This window comes from Cupriavidus sp. GW821-FHT02F09, from assembly GCF_059421605.1.
This window is the reverse complement of sequence record NZ_JBWKVH010000026.1, coordinates 49,712-65,525: the sequence shown is the minus strand read 5'-3', so window position 1 is coordinate 65,525 and position 15,814 is coordinate 49,712. Positions and strand designations below refer to the sequence as shown.

The following is a 15,814-nucleotide window of genomic DNA, read 5'->3' as shown; positions in this document are numbered from 1 at the left end:
CTTTTTCCCCCCACGGCGTGCCGCAATACACTTGAATCTCCCCCCACGCACGCCAGGCCGGACGCGACGGGAGCAAACCCGCCGCACCGATCTACGGAATCCGCATTGCGGATTGCGGCCAGCGGTGTGGCCGGCAAGCGGGCGGGATGGCAATCCGCTCTAGACGCCACGCTGTTGCAGTACTCCCGTGCCCACATACATTGCTTCTATGATGTCGACGAAACGCTCCCTCTGAAAGGCAGCGCGGACACTAGCGCTCCAGACGAAATGATGATGGCGCAAGGCTGGCCGATGCTTTGTGACACCGATCACAAACTGGCCGATGACAGGCGTGTTAGCTTGTAATTTAATTGAAAGCTGAGTAACACCATGTCGGGAATTTCAGTAATGAAGCCGCTTGATCTGCTGAGACGCCAGAGGATATTGGCCGGGTTGGATGACGAAACACTGAAGGAAGTGCAGGCCGAGATCCGGATGCAGAGATTCCGCAAGCGCGAATTCGTGGTGCATCACGGCACGGCCGGCGACTCGTTGATGATGCTGCTGACTGGCCGCCTCCAGGTAATCGCGCTGGCCGAAGACGGTCGTGAGGTCGGACTGGATTTCGTTGAACCGGGCGACTATTTTGGTGAACTCTCCATCATCGATGGACTACCGAGGTCGGCGTCGATCGTTGCCACTTCCGACTCACTGGTCGGCTTCCTTCCTCGACAAAAGGCGAAATGGCTCTTCCATAATCATCCGGTAGTGGTGGAAACCCTGCTCCAGAAGCTTTGCAACACGATCCGGCAGGCCTCCAGCTATCGCTCAATGCTGGGCATGAACCGCGCTTACTCGCGCGTCTGCGCCGTTCTGATGAGCGCGGCCAAGAACCCCACGGGCAACCTGGTAACGATCGAGAATCTGCCAAACCAGCAGGGCATCGCCATCATGGCCAATGTGAGCCGGGAGACAGTCTCGCGCGCCATCCATGCCCTGGTCAGCACCGGCATCGTCCAGAAGGATCTGCGTCGGCTGATCGTCCGCGAGCCGGTGATTCTTGAGAAATTGGCCAAGGGCGAAGCCGAAATTCAGGTCCGCAGGAAATCCGACGCGAAGGCCGCGTAGCGTTTGCCGATAGTCTGCCAATCCGCCGACATGACAGCCTTGGCGCGGGCCGAGGCTGTCAGTGCCTGCGCCTGGCCTGCATCCAGCGTTGCGGCCTCACGCAGCGCCAGGGCCAGGCCACCGGTCTGAACCGGCACAAAATCCTGCCAGGCTTCCAGGCCGCTGCCGCGAGCGCCGAACTCGGTGCTAAGCGTCAGCAATCCATTGGCAGTGTATTCGGCCAGCTTCAGGTTAGTACCTGAGCCACCTCGCATGGGATTGAGGCCGTAGTCGGCCAGCGATAGCCAGATCGCCTTCTCCTCAGCGCTCACTACTCCGAGCGCTGCGACGTTGGGTGGCAGTGTGGCTGCATCGACCGTCCCGCAGATCGAGCCCATGATGGCAAAATCCATCTCCGGCACCTGCACTGCAGCCCGCAGCACCTCGTTCAGGGCATCGACATTCGGCCGGTGCGCGCTACCCATGAACAGGCCGAGACTGCGCGTCTTGCCAAGGTTACGCGCGCGCGTACGCCGCTCCCGCATCGGCAGGAACGGTGTCTCGCCAATCTCAATTCCGTTGGGCAGGATCTCGACAGGCAACGTTCCGAGCAGATACAGCTCGCGCATGCGGCGGGCATCGGCATCGCTGCAGGTGGTGATGCCCAGCGCCATTTCCGCGCACTGCCGCTCGAAATGCCTGACCACATTCGCCGCCCAGGCATGCTTTCCGTACATCTCGGCCTTGAGATCATATTCGACGTTGTGCGCCTCGTACAGGTGCGGTTTGCTCACACCCGCCAGCTGAAACGCCGGGAAGCCGTAAGGATGGGCGCAGATCACCAGATCGGCCTGGCGGGCCTGTTCACGGATAGCCTCCAGCCACTGAGGCGCGCTCTCCGGATGCATGGAGGCAGCGAGGTCCCCCGCAGAGACGCCGAGCTTGTGTTCCAATTCATGCGCCCTTTCGCGCAGCGCCGCCGACACCGGCACGACATCTTCCACCAGGCCGGGAGCGAGCGGCTTGGCGTGACGGGGCAAGGCAGTCTCAGCCAAATTGACGAAGCGCACATCGAAGGTGCGCGCCAGATGCCGATATAGCCCAAACAGGCGAAGCTTGCCACCACTGACCACGGGCTCGATGGCAAAGGTATTGATCGCGAGGATTCGTGGACGCGCCGCAACCAATACGGCGGGCGAATCCGTCATCGCGCCCGAGGTCTCGCCACCTTCCAGCTGCTCCTTGCAGTCAAGCCCGCCACCAACGAGCCAGTCGCCAAAGGAAGCCCAGCTAATACGCAGCGCGCGCTCACGCGCGCATTCCCCCATTTCGCGAGTCCGCGCGAGTGTCCCAGCCATGTCGCGCATGGCCGCGGCGAGAGACATCGGATCGGGAGCGGCGATCACGCCGCTGACGCCATTCTCGATCAACTCGGTCGGACCGCCACTATCGCTCACCGTCAACACCGACTTGCCGCATAGCATGGCTTCCAGCGTAATCAGCCCGTAGTCCTCCTGGCTCGGCACGAACGGCACGAATACTGCCCGCGCATACTCTGCGGCGAGTTCGCGGTCACTCAGGCGGCCTAGGAACGTAATCGACGGCCAATTTGCAGCACGTTCCCGCAATGCGGGCTCCTCCGGACCGCTGCCTGCGATACGTAGCGGCAACGCGACGCCGCTGATACGGTAGGCGTCGATAATCATGCCTATGCGCTTTGCGCCCACCAGCCGGCTGGCAGTGAAAATCGCTTCGCCGTCGGTCCCCGGCGCCGCTCCCCCAAGACCTTCCAGGCCAGTCGGGTGATGGAACACCTCAACCTCGCTGCCATCGGGAAAATGGTCGGCACGCCCTCGCACCGTGCGCGAGATCGCGGCGTAGCGGCGAATGCGGCGCGGCTGCATCCCGATCCGGTCGAGCAGATGCACCACGGCGCGCGCGAACGGGCCCGGAAAGCGTTTAAGCGCCTCCGGCACATCCTCGCGCGCAAGCAGAGGTAACAGGGCGTCGATCACCTCGCAAGCCTCGACCGATTCGATGCCCTCCCCGCGCAGCAGCGCGCGTTCCACCGCCGGCGGTAAACCAAGCCGCCCGACCGTGCCCTCGTCCAATCGAGTCGGCAGATCGCCAGGATAAGTGTCATAGAGCCCGCGCAGTTTGTGCTGCAGGTAGACCATGTGATTCGGATGGCGGACCATCCACGCGGGATACTTAGTGCTTATCACCAGATCGAAATGGCTCAGATCGAGCGTGGAGAAATTGCGATAGCTGTTCAGCAGCTCAATCAGGTTGCGCTCGGGACTAGGCAGCTTGATCAGTTCTGCCACCACGCCGCTGCGCCGATTCAGTTCGCGCAGCATGCCCCACCAAAGGTTCTCCGCCCCGCCGATGATGAACGGTACCGGACTCGGCGCCACGATTGCGACTCTCATATTCTGTGTTATTCCTGCCAAGTTCTTGGTCATGCCGCACGCGGCCATTCTGTTACCGCTTCAGCGCGTCAGCGTCTCCACCACGTGATGCCAGTCGATACGACGCGCCAGCAGCATCTGGCGGCCCGCTACGCCCATCTCCTCGGCCTGGCGCGGGTGGCTAGCGATCCAGTCGATCCTTTGCGCCAGCGCGGCCGGCTCCGGCGGGACAATCCAGCCATTCTCACCGTGGCGAACGAACTCCAACGGACCGCCGGAGTCTGTGCAGGTCAGCACCGGCTTGGATGACAGCATCGCTTCAAGCGTGACATAGCCATAGTCTTCGTCCTGTGCGGGAAAGCAGATTGCAGCGGCGCGAGCGTAGAAGGTGAGTTTCTCGCGCTCGCCGATCTCACCCAGTAGACGGACCCGATGGCCCACGCCAAGCGTCTCGATGCGTTGCTGCAAGACACGCTGCTGCCCACCGGTACCGGCCAGCACGATCGCCATCGGTGAGCGCATTAGCGCCGCGGCTTCGATCAGCAGTGCCTGCCGCTTGAGCGTCTCCAGGCGGCTCGGCATGAAGAGGAACGGTAGTGCGCGCTCGCAGAAGAAGCGTTCGGCGAAGGCTGGCGGGTGATACAGCGGTTGCGCACGCAAGCCGTTAAACTGCCACAGTCGCTCTGCCACGCGCTGCGAGTTGGCCAACAACCGCCGGGCCGCGCCCAGGCGCGCGCAATCGAATGCGACAACACGATCCCGAAGCCGGCTGTGCGCAGGGGAGGCCCGCACGTCGTCGAACAGATCGTATACCGCGCGATGCTGATGCATGATCCAGACGTGATGCTCCGGATGAGCTATGCCCCATCCCGGAAACTGCAGGCTGATCACGCGATCTATCTCGACTCCGTTGGGCCGTGCCATGTCCAGCGTAGCCGCGTACTCCATCGCACGCACTACATCCGCTTCTGGTTCGAAGCGAAACGGCAGCCTTAGCAGTGCCACCTCGTGGCCCGCCGCCTGCAGCGCCGCCTCGAGGTTCTCGATGTGATACTCGGCGCCACCGCGGATGAATGGCACCAGGTTGGCCGTCAGCAATATCTTCATGTCGGGCTGCCCGGCGCTTGCTGCGGCTCTGCGGCCTCCGCCTTGCCGACGCCCGGCGCGGCCACAGCCGGCGTCCGGCGCGCGATCACCGCATAGTCCTGCGGGCCACACAGGTGGCCATTGACGCGCTCTGTGAGCGGATCGTCTCCCGGCACTTTGGCCGCACCCGGATACGGGTTCAAGCGCAGCACCTGCAGCGTCTCTAGACCATGGAACGCCAACAGGAAGGTCAGCGAAGTAGGTGTGACCGGGTTGCGATGTGAAAAATCGTGATAGAAGGTATGGCTGCCAACCAGCAAGTTCTCCGGATTTGGCGTCTCGATCAGCATCACCCCGCCCGGCGCTAGCGCACGCGAGGCGTTGGCAATCAGTTCGTAAAGCACCTCGAATGGCAGGTGCTCGACAATGTGGAAGGCCGTCACTGCGCCCAGTGTGCCATCAGGCACCTGCGCCAGCGCTTCCACGGCGTCGACGCGCTCGACATCCAGTCCGTGCCCGCGGCACAATTCCACCATGGCGCCGTTGAGATCCACGCCGCGGGCCGACACGCCGCGGCCAGCCAGCAGCTCAAGCCATTCGCCTCGCCCACAGCCCACGTCCAGCACCGGGCCCAGCGCCTGCTCGCGCACGGTCACGATCAGGTCTTCGTAGGGAGCCAGCTTGCGCAATATCTCGTCCCGCGAACCACGATTAGCATCCTCGAACGCCATATAGTAAGACTCGATCCGGCGCTGCAGGTCGCCGCATTCCGCGGTGTTGTCGCAAGCCGCACTCGCGGCCCGCGACCCCTGACGCGATAACCCGGCTGCATCGCGTTGTTCGCTCAATCGCGCCAGGCGGTCGTTGGCCTGCTCGCTCAGCATACGCTCAACCTTCTCCTCCAGTTCGGCAATGCGCTGCTCCGCCGCCCTTTGGCCACGGATGGTCTCGGGCACGCTGCCGGCGATGGCTTCAACCGGTTTGCGCCAGCTGCGCAGCAGCCGCTGCACGCCCTCGCGCTGACGTTGCAGCGCCTCGGCAAGGCCAATGCCGAACGCCAGCCGTTCGAGCAGGCGCTGCTCGTAGCGAACGAACCAGCACCGGCCGGCCTCACGCAGGCCGAGCTTACCCATCGTGCGAGCTACCAGATAGCGCAGCGTGGCGCCCCGCATGCCGGCCATGTGAACCTTGCGCCGGTGCCCCTCCGCCGAGTAGCGTAGCTGCACCGCCACCCACAGCCTCCCACTCATGCCCAGCAGCGCGCCGTACTCGGCGAGGCCACCATCGTCCGCCTCGCGCCCGAGCAACAGGCGGTAAGCCTCGCAAACGAAATCGCCGTGCGGAATGGACAACAGTTGGTCGCGGTGTACCGCCGTAGCAGGCCATCGAATGCAGGCCTCGGGCAACACCGGTGCCGGCAGGCTCAGGAAGTCGGCAGACAGCGGATCCGGCACAGCGCCAAGCTCGGATAGCTCGGCGGCCTCGGCGCGCACGCGTGCTACCAGCGCGCTCAGCACTTCGCGGGCCGCGGCATGCGCGCCGACGTGCACCGCGGATTCCATCGAGCCAGAGCCGGCTTCTGGCGACAGTCTGTTGTCTTCCTCCTCCCCGGAGTTAGCCGCATCGCAGGCAAGTTGTTCAAGACGCAAGTGGAATCTCCATCTCTGGCACGGGGTCAAATCCGGGCGCCAACCCAATTGGCCTATGTGTGAACGCCACTGGCAATTCGCACAGTCCAGCAAATACCTGGCTGCCAAAAGCGCAAACTTCCAGTTCCAGCGCGTGATCAATCCAGTGCTGGCAGTCGTGCACGTGCGTGCGCTCCGAGTGCAACGCCACCGTCACCGTATAGCCTCCCGGCGCCAGCCTGACGGGGAACTCGAAACGGCACAGCGAACGCGCGCCGGCACCAAACCGCACGGTACGGGACAGGAGCGCCGTGTTGGTGCCGAAGATGTCCTGGCCGAAGCGATCCCGGATCAGGAAACCCACCGTGAGCTCGGATTCGATCTCGGACTCGATCTCCAGCTGAAGGCAAGCGGTCTGCCCGCAGACAAACTTCGCGGCGGCGTGGCCGGCCTGGTCATAAAGCGACACCGCGGCAATACGAGTCTGCATCTGGCCGAAGGCGCGCCCCTGCGCCTCTACCTGCAGCTGCATACCAGTGGCGGTGCCCGCTATCAGCCGGAAGTACCGGCTCACGGCCTGTTCCGGTTCCCCATCGAATAGCAACCGGCCCTGTTCCAGCACGATCGCGCGATTGCAGACCATCTTCACCGCGTTGACATCGTGCGAGACAAAAAGAATGCCACCCCCGCTTTCGCGATAGGTGCGAATCCGGGCCATGCATTTTTGCTGAAAGCGCGCGTCCCCAACCGAAAGCGCTTCGTCGACCACGAAGCAGTCCGGCTCGGCATGGATGGCGATGGAAAAACCGAGCCGCATCACCATGCCCGAGGAGTACGTGCGCACCGGTGCGTCGATGAACTGCTCCAGCTCAGAAAACGCGACGATATCGTCCAGCTTGCGGCGAATCTCGGCGACATCCATGCCTAGCAGGCGGGCATTGATACCGATATTGTCACGCCCCGACAGACTCGGGTCAAAGCCAGTGCCAAGCTCCAATAGTCCGGTAATACGTCCGGCGTGGCGAATGGCTCCCGCATCCGGCAGCAGCACGCCGACAATCAGCTTGAGCAGGGTCGACTTGCCTGCGCCATTTCGGCCCAGCACACCGACCGATTCGCCCCGGTACACTGCCAGGCTGAGCCGGTCCAGGGCCAGGTGATCGCGGTGGCGGGTCTTGCCCATCAGTGCCTCCTTGAGCCGGTCGGCCGGCTTCGCGTAGAGGCGGAAGGACTTGCTGACCTGGTCCAAGGCCAGCAACGGTTTGCCTTCTTGTATCATGTCGGTGTCAGAGTAGGTCTCTCAGTTCGCGTTCGAGTCGGCGCTTCATCCAGCGCGCCAGCCATATCAGCGCGACAGCGAACACGGCGAGCGCCAGCAGCGCCAGCGGATCCGGCGCGCGCTGTCCGAGCACGATGGCATGCACGGAGTCGATTGCCCAATGCAAGGGGTTGAGCCAGAGCAACTGACGAGCCCAGAGTGGCAGGATCTCCGGCAGGTACACGATCGGCGTCATCCAGAAGCCGAACTGGAGCAGGATCGCCACCATGTTCTTGACGTCCGGGAGGAACACATCGAGCATGCCGAGCACAATTCCACAACCGTAGGCAAACATGGCCAGCAAACCAACCACCAGTGGCAGCCACGCCCAGGCCAACGAGAACGGTTGGCCGACCAGCACCAGGTAAGCGATATACAGGGCCATCGAGATCAGGTAGATGATCAGTTCCACGACCACCACATGCAGTGGCATCAGCCCTAAGCTGATCGGCACCTTGCGAATCAGATGCGCCTTTGACGAGAAGACCGTCGACAGGCGGCCCAGCGAGTTGGCGAACAGATTCCACGCGAGCATCCCCCCAATCAGGTATACCGTGTAGGCATAGGGACTGGCGTCGCTGCCCAGGCGCGAGCGCATCAGGTGCGAGAACACCGTGCTGAACAGCACGATGAAGCTGAGCGGCTGGATAATCAGCCAAGCAACGCCGAGTACGTGGCCATGCTGGCGATCGATCAGCTCTTGTCGTGCAAACAGCAGGATGGTGTCAAGTGCCTTCTGCCTGCCGTGCAGGGACTGGCCCCTGGAAAACGAAAAGCTCACAGCGGTGCCCCGACAGGATATGGCTCAGCTACGCGCCCATAGTTGTCCTCGAAGCGCACAATGTCGTCCTCGCCAAGATAGGTGCCGCACTGCACCTCGATCAGTACCAGCTCGGTCTCGCTCTGGTTGCGCAGCCGGTGCTTCTGCCCGGCAGGGATAAAGGTCGACTGGTTGGTCTGCAGTACGCCGCACTGATCGCCGTTCTCGACCAGCGCCTCGCCGGATACCACGATCCAGTGCTCGTAGCGGTGAGCGTGCAACTGCAACGAGAGAGCCTGCCCTGGCTGCACAACGATACGCTTCACCTTGAAACGGTCGGATTCAACCAGCACCGAATAGGCACCCCAGGGACGGCGCACGGTTCGGTGGTGGCGATAGGCTTCGTGCCCTTTGCTACGCAATTCCTTGACGATATGCCGGACGTCCTCCGCATGCTGCCGATGCGCAACCAGCAATGCGTCATCCGTATCGATAATCATTAGGTCGTCCAGCCCGACCGCGCCCACCATGCGCTCGCTCTGGATATAGCAGTGACGCGTATTGTGCAGCACCGCATCGCCCAATACCCGATTGCCGTTGCGGTCCTGTGGCGTCAGGCGGCTGACGCTCGACCACGAGCCTACATCGCTCCACTGCATGTCGTTGCGCACCACCACGACCTTGTCGGAACGCTCCATCACGGCGAAATCAATGGACAATTCCCGGACTGTTGAGAAATCCTCCGCGTTCAGTTCCAGCGAGCGCTCGCCCCCGGATGCGAGCGGGCTACCATTGTGCACGCTCCTGCCGGCCGTAGCCAGGATGTCCGGCGCATAGGCGGCCAGCTCCGCCAGCATGGTGCCGGCACTGAAGCAGAACATACCCGAGTTCCAAAGGTAATCGCCGCCATCCACGAACTGCCGCGCCAGTTCCAGCGTCGGCTTCTCGACGAAACGTAGCACGTCGTGCACCGGCCCGGCGGCCGTTTCGCGCTTGGCTACCTGGATGTATCCGTAGCCGGTTTCTGGCGCCGTCGGCCGGATGCCGAAAGTTGCCAATTTGCCTCGAGCCGCCGCTTTGCATGCCGACATCACCGCCGTGACGAAGCTATCGACGGGATCGATCAGGTGATCAGCCGGCAGCACCAGCATCAGCGCATCCTTCCCGTGCCGGCATTCCACCCAGCTGGCTGCCGCTGCGATCGCGGCGGCGGTATTGCGGCCAAGTGGCTCCAGCAGGAACGTGCACGGGATGCCGGCGGCATCGGTGCGGCGGAAGGTGTCCCGCGCCAGAAAGTAGATCTCCCGGTTGGTCACGGTCAGCACCTCGCGCACGCCGGGCACCTTGGCGATGCGGTTGAAAGTCTTCTGTAGCAAGCTCTGACCGTCGGCGAGCGCCATCAGCGGCTTCGGGAAGCTTTCGCGCGACACCGGCCACAGCCGCGTGCCGGCGCCGCCGGAAATCACCACCGGCACGATGATCGGCAAGTCACTATTGTCCATCTTGGATTCCCCCCAAGGGTTGCTGTCTATCGGGTCGTCGCCGCAGCGGGTGCGCTCGAAAACCATGCGCCAGTCTCGCGTACGTCTTGCTCGCTAAGCACCCCGGCTACGAACAGCAGGCGCAGCCGGGTGACAATGGCGGTATAGCGCGCTTGCGCCAGGTCGCGCTGGGCCTGGTAGAGCTGTTGCTGAGCATTGAGCAGATCTAGGTTGACCCGCATTCCACCGGAAATGCTCTTGCGTGTGGACCGGATTAGTTCAGTGGCCGACTGCACCGCCTGTTCATATGCCGCAACCTTGGCCACACTGCTGATGGCAAGATCGAACTGCTTGCGCAGTTCGTCGAGGAGTTCGATGCGACGTCCGTCGTACTCGGCCATGGCCTTGCGGTAGTTGGCCTCCGATTGCGTGAGCTGAGCGCTGGCCGCGCCACCCGAGTAAATGGGCAGCGCCACCTGCACGCCTACATAGGCGGTGTTGTACTTGGTGTCGAGCGTATTGATGGTCTCCGATTTATTCACGCCATAGCTCGCCACCAGATCCACCTTGGGCAAGTGGCCCCCGCGCGAGCGCTCTATCTCCTGCTGCGCTGCCTCAACCGCGTAGTACTTGGACTGCAGCTCGCGGTTGTTAGCCGTCGCCACATCGATCCAGTAGGTGATGTCCGCCGGTTGCGGCCCCGCTGCGCGATACCGTCCAGACAACCGCGAGATCGGCTCGTCGTAGGCGTCCAGCGAAGAGCCGATGATGCCCTCCAGGCGCTTGCGCACGACCGTCAGCTCATCCTTTGCCTCCAGCACCTGAGCTGTCACCAACGCATAGCGGGCCTGCGTTTCCATGATGTCGGTGCGGGTGCCTTCGCCCCTCTCGAAGAAACGCTGGTTCAGCCGCAACTGCTCGGCCAACGCGAGCTTCTGTGCTTCGATCAGGGCGATCTGGTCGTATGCCTGCAGCACCTCGGTGAAAGCGGATGCGACCCGCAGCGCCAGTTCCTGTGTGCGGCTGTCGAAGGTGGCTACGCTGGCCTGCGATTGCGCCTCGCCCTGGCGATAGCGCGCCCAGTAGTCCCAGTTGAACAGTGGCTGACGCAATTGCACCGCGGCAGCATAACTGCGATAAAGCTCGGTCGTGGTCCGTTCGCCAGACTGGCGATTGATCTGCGTGATCTCCGAGCGATTGCGCGACCAGTTATAGGTCAGCTGCACCTGAGGCAGCAGAAAGGAACGGCCGAGCACCCGGTACTGCTCGCCCGCGGCAGCCTCCTCCACCGCCACTCGGTACTTCGGATCCTGGCTCAATGCCATCTCGTAGGCGCCCATAAGGCTCAACGGCGCAGCCTGCGCCCCAGTCGCCAGAATGCAGCCCGCCACGCTGGCCGCCAGCAAGCGGTCAGCGCCTAGTATTCCTGACTTGCGTGCCATCACTCCTCCGTCAGCGCGGTGTGAGCACGATCGAGTACAGGTTTGAGCAGATAGCTCATCATGGTACGCTCCCCGGTCTTCACGAAAACCTCGACCGGCATGCCGGCCCGTACCCTGTGGCCGCTCAGCATGCGCATCCCTTCCTGCGTCACCTGAGCCTTGATGCGGTAATACGGCGCACCACTCTTCTCATCGGTAAGGCGGTCGGCGGACACCACGGATACCGTGGCGGGGATGCGCGGCGTTTTGCTCTGGTTAAAGGCAGTAAACAACAACTCCACCGGCAAGCCCGGCTTGACCTTGTCGATCAGGTTCACCGGCACCTGCGCTTCCATCTCGAGCGGTTCGCCGTCCGGCACGATATCCATCAGTTTCGCGCCCGGGCCGACCACGCCGCCCTCGGTAAATACCGTGAGTCCCACCACGGTACCGCCCACGGGCGCCCGCAACTGTGTATTGGCGAGATCGAAGTCAAGCGCCTCGAGGCGACTCTGCAGAGTCTGCACATCTCGCTGCGTGTCGGTCAACAGCGTGCGTACTTCCTTCTGATTCTCCTCCCTGCGCAGACCTGCGCGCAGCCTGAGTTCGGCAATCTGGCTCTGGGTACGGCCAATGGTGCCGAGGTCCGAGGAAATCTCGCCGTTCACTTGCGCATACAACCTTTCCGTATCGAGCAGACGGTTGCGCGGCACATAGCCTTCCCGCGACAGTTCGCGCATGTTCTGCAATTGCTCACGCAGTGCCGCCAGTTGCTCCTGCTTGTTGGTGCGCGCGTCCCGGAGCCCGGCGAGTTGGGATTGCAGCCCGCTAATGCTCTCGCTGATGGCGCTAAGCTCCTTCTGCAACGCCAGGTTGCGCGTCGCGAACAGTTGCCGCTGCACCGCCACGGCATCGGCTACGCGGGGACTGCCCATCGCCGCATCGAGTACCTTGCCAAACTCGATTACCGGTAGATTATCGCGCTCCGCGACCAGGCGCGCCTCGACCGCGCGAGCCGTAAACAACTGGGCGCGAAGCGCCTCGACCTGCGACCTGGCCTGCGTCCCGTTCATGCTGATCAACACCTGACCGGCCTGCACACGATCACCCTCCTTGACCAGGATCTGATCGATGATGCCGCCAGTCGGATGCTGCACCGCCTTGCGGTTGCCTGAGACAATTACGGTGCCGGGCGCCGGCACCCCCTTGTCCAGCGGCGCAAGCATGGCCCATAGCAGGAAGCCCGCCAAACCGATCCCTATCACAAGCCAACCGATACGGGCATATCGGGTCGCATCCAGCGATGCGGTCGCCAGCCCGGCGGTGGAACCCGGCAGCGCCGGCAAAGTCGATTGCGAATGCATGTCTATACCGCTCATTGTGTAATTCCAGTGGTAGCTTCGGCGGCATGATCCGATACCGGGGACACCCCGGTATCACCGCCAGCCTCGTCCGCCTCTTTCCCGCCACGGCCAGCTTCCGCCTGCACAGGCTTGAGCACAGGCTTTCCGCCTGCCTGCTGCTGCTGGGCACGCTGCATGGCACGCAACACTTCCTGAGTCGGCCCGAAGGCCTGGGCGGCTCCGTCACGCAACACCAACAGCCGCGTAGTGGTGGCCAGGATGCTGCCGCGATGCGTCACCATCACCACCGTGGCACCGCGCTCGCGACACAAGGCGATAGCACGGGCCAGTGCCGCCTCGCCCGCTTCGTCCAGATTGGAATTCGGCTCGTCGAGCACGACCAGAGAGGGCGAGCCGTAGAGCGCCCGTGCCAGGCCGATGCGCTGCTTCTGCCCGCCCGACAGGCCCGCGCCGCCTTCACCCAGTTCCGTGCCGTAGCCCTTGGGCAATTGCAGGATCAGCTCATGGACGCCGGCGAGCCTGGCCGCCGTTACCACCGCTTCCGAATCGACCTCGCCAAAGCGGGCAATGTTCTCCGCCACGGTGCCGGCAAATAGCTCGATATCCTGCGGCAAGTAGCCAATTGAAGCGCCCAATTCGTCCTTGTTCCACTGGTAGACGTCGGCACCATCGAGGCGCACTTCGCCGGCCATCGCAGGCCACACGCCAACCAGCACGCGCGCCAGCGTGGACTTGCCCGACGCGCTGGGTCCGACGATGCCAAGCACTTCGCCCGCGCTCAGTGCGAACGAAACATTCTTCAGCACCGGCACGCCGGCCCCTGGAGGTCCCGCCACCAAGCGCGCCACGCTCACGTGGCCCACCGGTCTCGGCAGCGCAAGACCGACTTCACGCAGCGGATTGGCATCGAGCAATGCGACCAGGCGCTGATACGCCACCTTCACGGCGCTCCATTGCTTCCAGCCCGCGATGACGCCCTCGACCGGGCTGAGCGTCTTTCCCATCAGGATCGATGCCGCGATCATCATGCCTGGCGTGATCTGGTTATCCAGCACCAGCAGCGCGCCCACCCCCAGCACCAGCGATTGCAGCGAGATGCGGGCGAACTTGGTCCATGCACCTACAACGGACGCCTTTTCGCTGGCTTCGCTCTGCTTTTGCAGGAATGCCTCGTGGATACGAAACCAGCGCTCCTGCAGCGGCCGCAACATCCCCATGGCCTCGATCACTTCCGCATTGCGCAGGGTTGCCGTGGCGGAGTTTGCTGAACGCAGCGACAGGCCGCTGGCTTCGCCCAGCGGACCGCGCGACGTACGCTCATTGATCACCGCCAGCGCGATCAGCACCAGCGATCCGCCGAGCGCGAACAAGCCAAGGTGAAAATCGAACATAAAGATTACCGCTAAGTAGATCGGAAACCACGGCGCATCGAAGAAGGCAAACAGGGTCGATCCTGCGAAGAACTGGCGCAGCGTGGTGAGATCGCCCAATGCCTGCCCGGCCATGTAGTCGCCGCGCCGCAGGTTCGTCTCGAAAGCAGCGGTATAGACGCGCCGGTTCAGCTTCATGTCTAGTTGACTGCCGATGCGGATGGCGATCTGGCTTCGCACATACTCGAGCGCGGAGATGAAGGCATAGAGGCCGAGCGTAATGGCACTGAGCATCCACAGCGTGGTCTCGCTGCGGCTCTGCAACACTCGATCGTAGATTTGTAGCATGTATAGCGACGGCACCAGCATCAACAGGTTGATCACCGCACTGAAGACGCCAACGCTCCGGAACGCGCCTTTGTAGGCAAGCAACGCATGCACAACCTCGTTGCTTGGCAAAGCCCTTTTTTTCATGGAATGCTAATGCCGGTAGATGAGAATGAAAGACGGATGACCGCGACATGCGCATGCCGAAGCAATAACCCGGCGCACCGCAGATGCGAATTCTGGCCGAATTGGTCTCGCCAAAATGTGACCGCCGTCACAAACAACTGTGAGGCACGTCAAAGTTTCAGGGGCGTTTCACTTCAACGGGACCGATAGCCGGGTGAAGAGGTACGAGGCTGAGCACGGTCCTCAGCCTCGCGGCAGCAGCACGTGGTGCGCGCCGCGCAGTGCCGCCCCCCCCTCGAGCACAGACTCATAGACCAATTGATAGCGCGCGCGCATGGTGCTGGCCTGGAACCGCTCCACGAAGCGCGCGCGCGCATTCCGCCCCAGCGTGCTGGCCAGACCGGGGTCCGCATGCAGACGTTGCAGCGCAGTACGCAACGCAGCCGGGTCGCTGGGCGGCACCACATATCCCGTCAGGCCGTCGATATTCACATAGCTGCTGCCAGTGCCTATCTCCGAGGACACCAGGGGACGACCGAACATCGCCCCTTCCAGCAAGGTCACCCCGAACGCCTCGGAGCGGAGATGAGAAGGAAATACAACACCGCGGCACAACTCCAGCAGAGCATACTTGTCGGCGTCGGGAAGCGCGCCAAGAAAGGTGACATTGCCCAGGCCGAGCTCTACGGCCTGCTTTCTCAGTTCGCGCTCCAGCGGGCCGGCGCCAAGGATCGCCACGCGAAAATCCGCATCGCGCGCAGCCTCCATGAGAATATGCAGGCCCTTGTAGTAGCGGATGGTGCCAATGAAGAGGAAGAAGCCACTGCCCAGTTTGTCCCGCCAAAATGCCATACGCTCTTGGTCGGGCACACCAGGCGCCTGGTCCAGTCCGATGGGAATGGTCTGCACGCGCTCCCGGTGGCGCCTCAGCACGCCGCTGGTCTCCAGGTAGTTGGGCGACGTGGCCACGATCACCCGCATCCTGGAAAGGAAACGGTGCATCAGCGGTGCGTACAAGGGCAGCAGCAGGCGCTGCCGCACAATGTCTGAGTGATAGGTGAGGATCGATGGCGTACTCACTCCGGCGGCGAAATGCAGCACGTCGGCGAAGGGCCACGGGAAGTGATAGTGGATCAGGTCGGCCTGCGCGGCGGCCTTGCGGAACGCACCCAGTGCGCTGAACGAGATCGACGTAGACGCCAGCGACAGGTGCGCGCGCGCGCGCGTTACGGGTACGCCATCGACTTCGATATGGCGTTGGCCATCCAAGCCTTGCTTACTCAGCGCAAACACGCCGTGCTTCACGCCGTCGCTACGGCTCTGCGCCAGTTGCCGGATCACCTGCTCGATTCCGCCATAGGAATCCGGGTAATACACCTTGAAGACATGGAGAATGTTCATGAGAATTGGCAGTATGGTTGATATCCGTTGACTGC

Annotated in this window: 11 protein-coding genes; 1 reads left to right on the top strand and 10 read right to left on the bottom strand. The window is 62.9% G+C overall.

What is annotated here, in order from left to right; translation table 11 throughout:
• The first annotated feature begins 387 nt into the window (after positions 1-387).
• On the top strand, positions 388-1,107 hold the full coding sequence (locus AC07XB_RS25205) for a Crp/Fnr family transcriptional regulator (protein ID WP_492829743.1): 720 nt from the start codon (positions 388-390) through the stop codon (positions 1,105-1,107).
• Here AC07XB_RS25205 and AC07XB_RS25200 read toward each other — a convergent pair.
• From AC07XB_RS25200 to AC07XB_RS25155, 10 genes are all read right to left on the bottom strand, one after another.
• Positions 1,071-3,551: a glycosyltransferase gene (locus AC07XB_RS25200; RefSeq protein ID WP_492829745.1), complete on the bottom strand. Its 2,481-nt coding sequence runs from the start codon at positions 3,549-3,551 to the stop codon at positions 1,071-1,073. The genes AC07XB_RS25205 and AC07XB_RS25200 overlap by 37 nt on opposite strands.
• 27 nt (positions 3,552-3,578) lie before the next feature.
• Complete coding sequence (locus AC07XB_RS25195; RefSeq protein WP_492829747.1) at positions 3,579-4,604, bottom strand: glycosyltransferase family 4 protein; 1,026 nt, start codon at positions 4,602-4,604, stop codon at positions 3,579-3,581.
• The gene (locus AC07XB_RS25190; RefSeq protein ID WP_492829749.1) at positions 4,601-6,232 is read right to left on the bottom strand and encodes a class I SAM-dependent methyltransferase; all 1,632 of its coding nucleotides are present in this window, start codon (positions 6,230-6,232) and stop codon (positions 4,601-4,603) included. Before AC07XB_RS25190 ends, AC07XB_RS25195 begins: the two co-directional genes overlap by 4 nt.
• Complete coding sequence (locus tag AC07XB_RS25185; RefSeq protein WP_492829751.1) at positions 6,222-7,394, bottom strand: ABC transporter ATP-binding protein; 1,173 nt, start codon at positions 7,392-7,394, stop codon at positions 6,222-6,224. The genes AC07XB_RS25190 and AC07XB_RS25185 overlap by 11 nt, the downstream gene beginning before the upstream one ends.
• A gap of 103 nt (positions 7,395-7,497) precedes the next feature.
• Positions 7,498-8,310: an ABC transporter permease gene (locus AC07XB_RS25180; protein ID WP_492829753.1), complete on the bottom strand. Its 813-nt coding sequence runs from the start codon at positions 8,308-8,310 to the stop codon at positions 7,498-7,500.
• Positions 8,307-9,791 (bottom strand): mannose-1-phosphate guanylyltransferase/mannose-6-phosphate isomerase, encoded by a 1,485-nt coding sequence (locus AC07XB_RS25175; protein ID WP_492829755.1) that lies wholly within the window; start codon positions 9,789-9,791, stop codon positions 8,307-8,309. The genes AC07XB_RS25180 and AC07XB_RS25175 overlap by 4 nt, the downstream gene beginning before the upstream one ends.
• A 26-nt stretch (positions 9,792-9,817) precedes the next feature.
• Positions 9,818-11,212: a TolC family outer membrane protein gene (locus tag AC07XB_RS25170; RefSeq protein ID WP_492829757.1), complete on the bottom strand. Its 1,395-nt coding sequence runs from the start codon at positions 11,210-11,212 to the stop codon at positions 9,818-9,820.
• Positions 11,212-12,570: an HlyD family type I secretion periplasmic adaptor subunit gene (locus AC07XB_RS25165; protein ID WP_492829759.1), complete on the bottom strand. Its 1,359-nt coding sequence runs from the start codon at positions 12,568-12,570 to the stop codon at positions 11,212-11,214. The genes AC07XB_RS25170 and AC07XB_RS25165 overlap by 1 nt, the downstream gene beginning before the upstream one ends.
• Positions 12,567-14,399, bottom strand: coding sequence for a type I secretion system permease/ATPase (locus AC07XB_RS25160; protein ID WP_492829761.1), 1,833 nt, complete (start codon positions 14,397-14,399; stop codon positions 12,567-12,569). Before AC07XB_RS25160 ends, AC07XB_RS25165 begins: the two co-directional genes overlap by 4 nt.
• A 222-nt stretch (positions 14,400-14,621) precedes the next feature.
• On the bottom strand, positions 14,622-15,779 hold the full coding sequence (locus AC07XB_RS25155) for a glycosyltransferase (protein WP_492829763.1): 1,158 nt from the start codon (positions 15,777-15,779) through the stop codon (positions 14,622-14,624).
• Positions 15,780-15,814 lie beyond the last annotated feature (35 nt).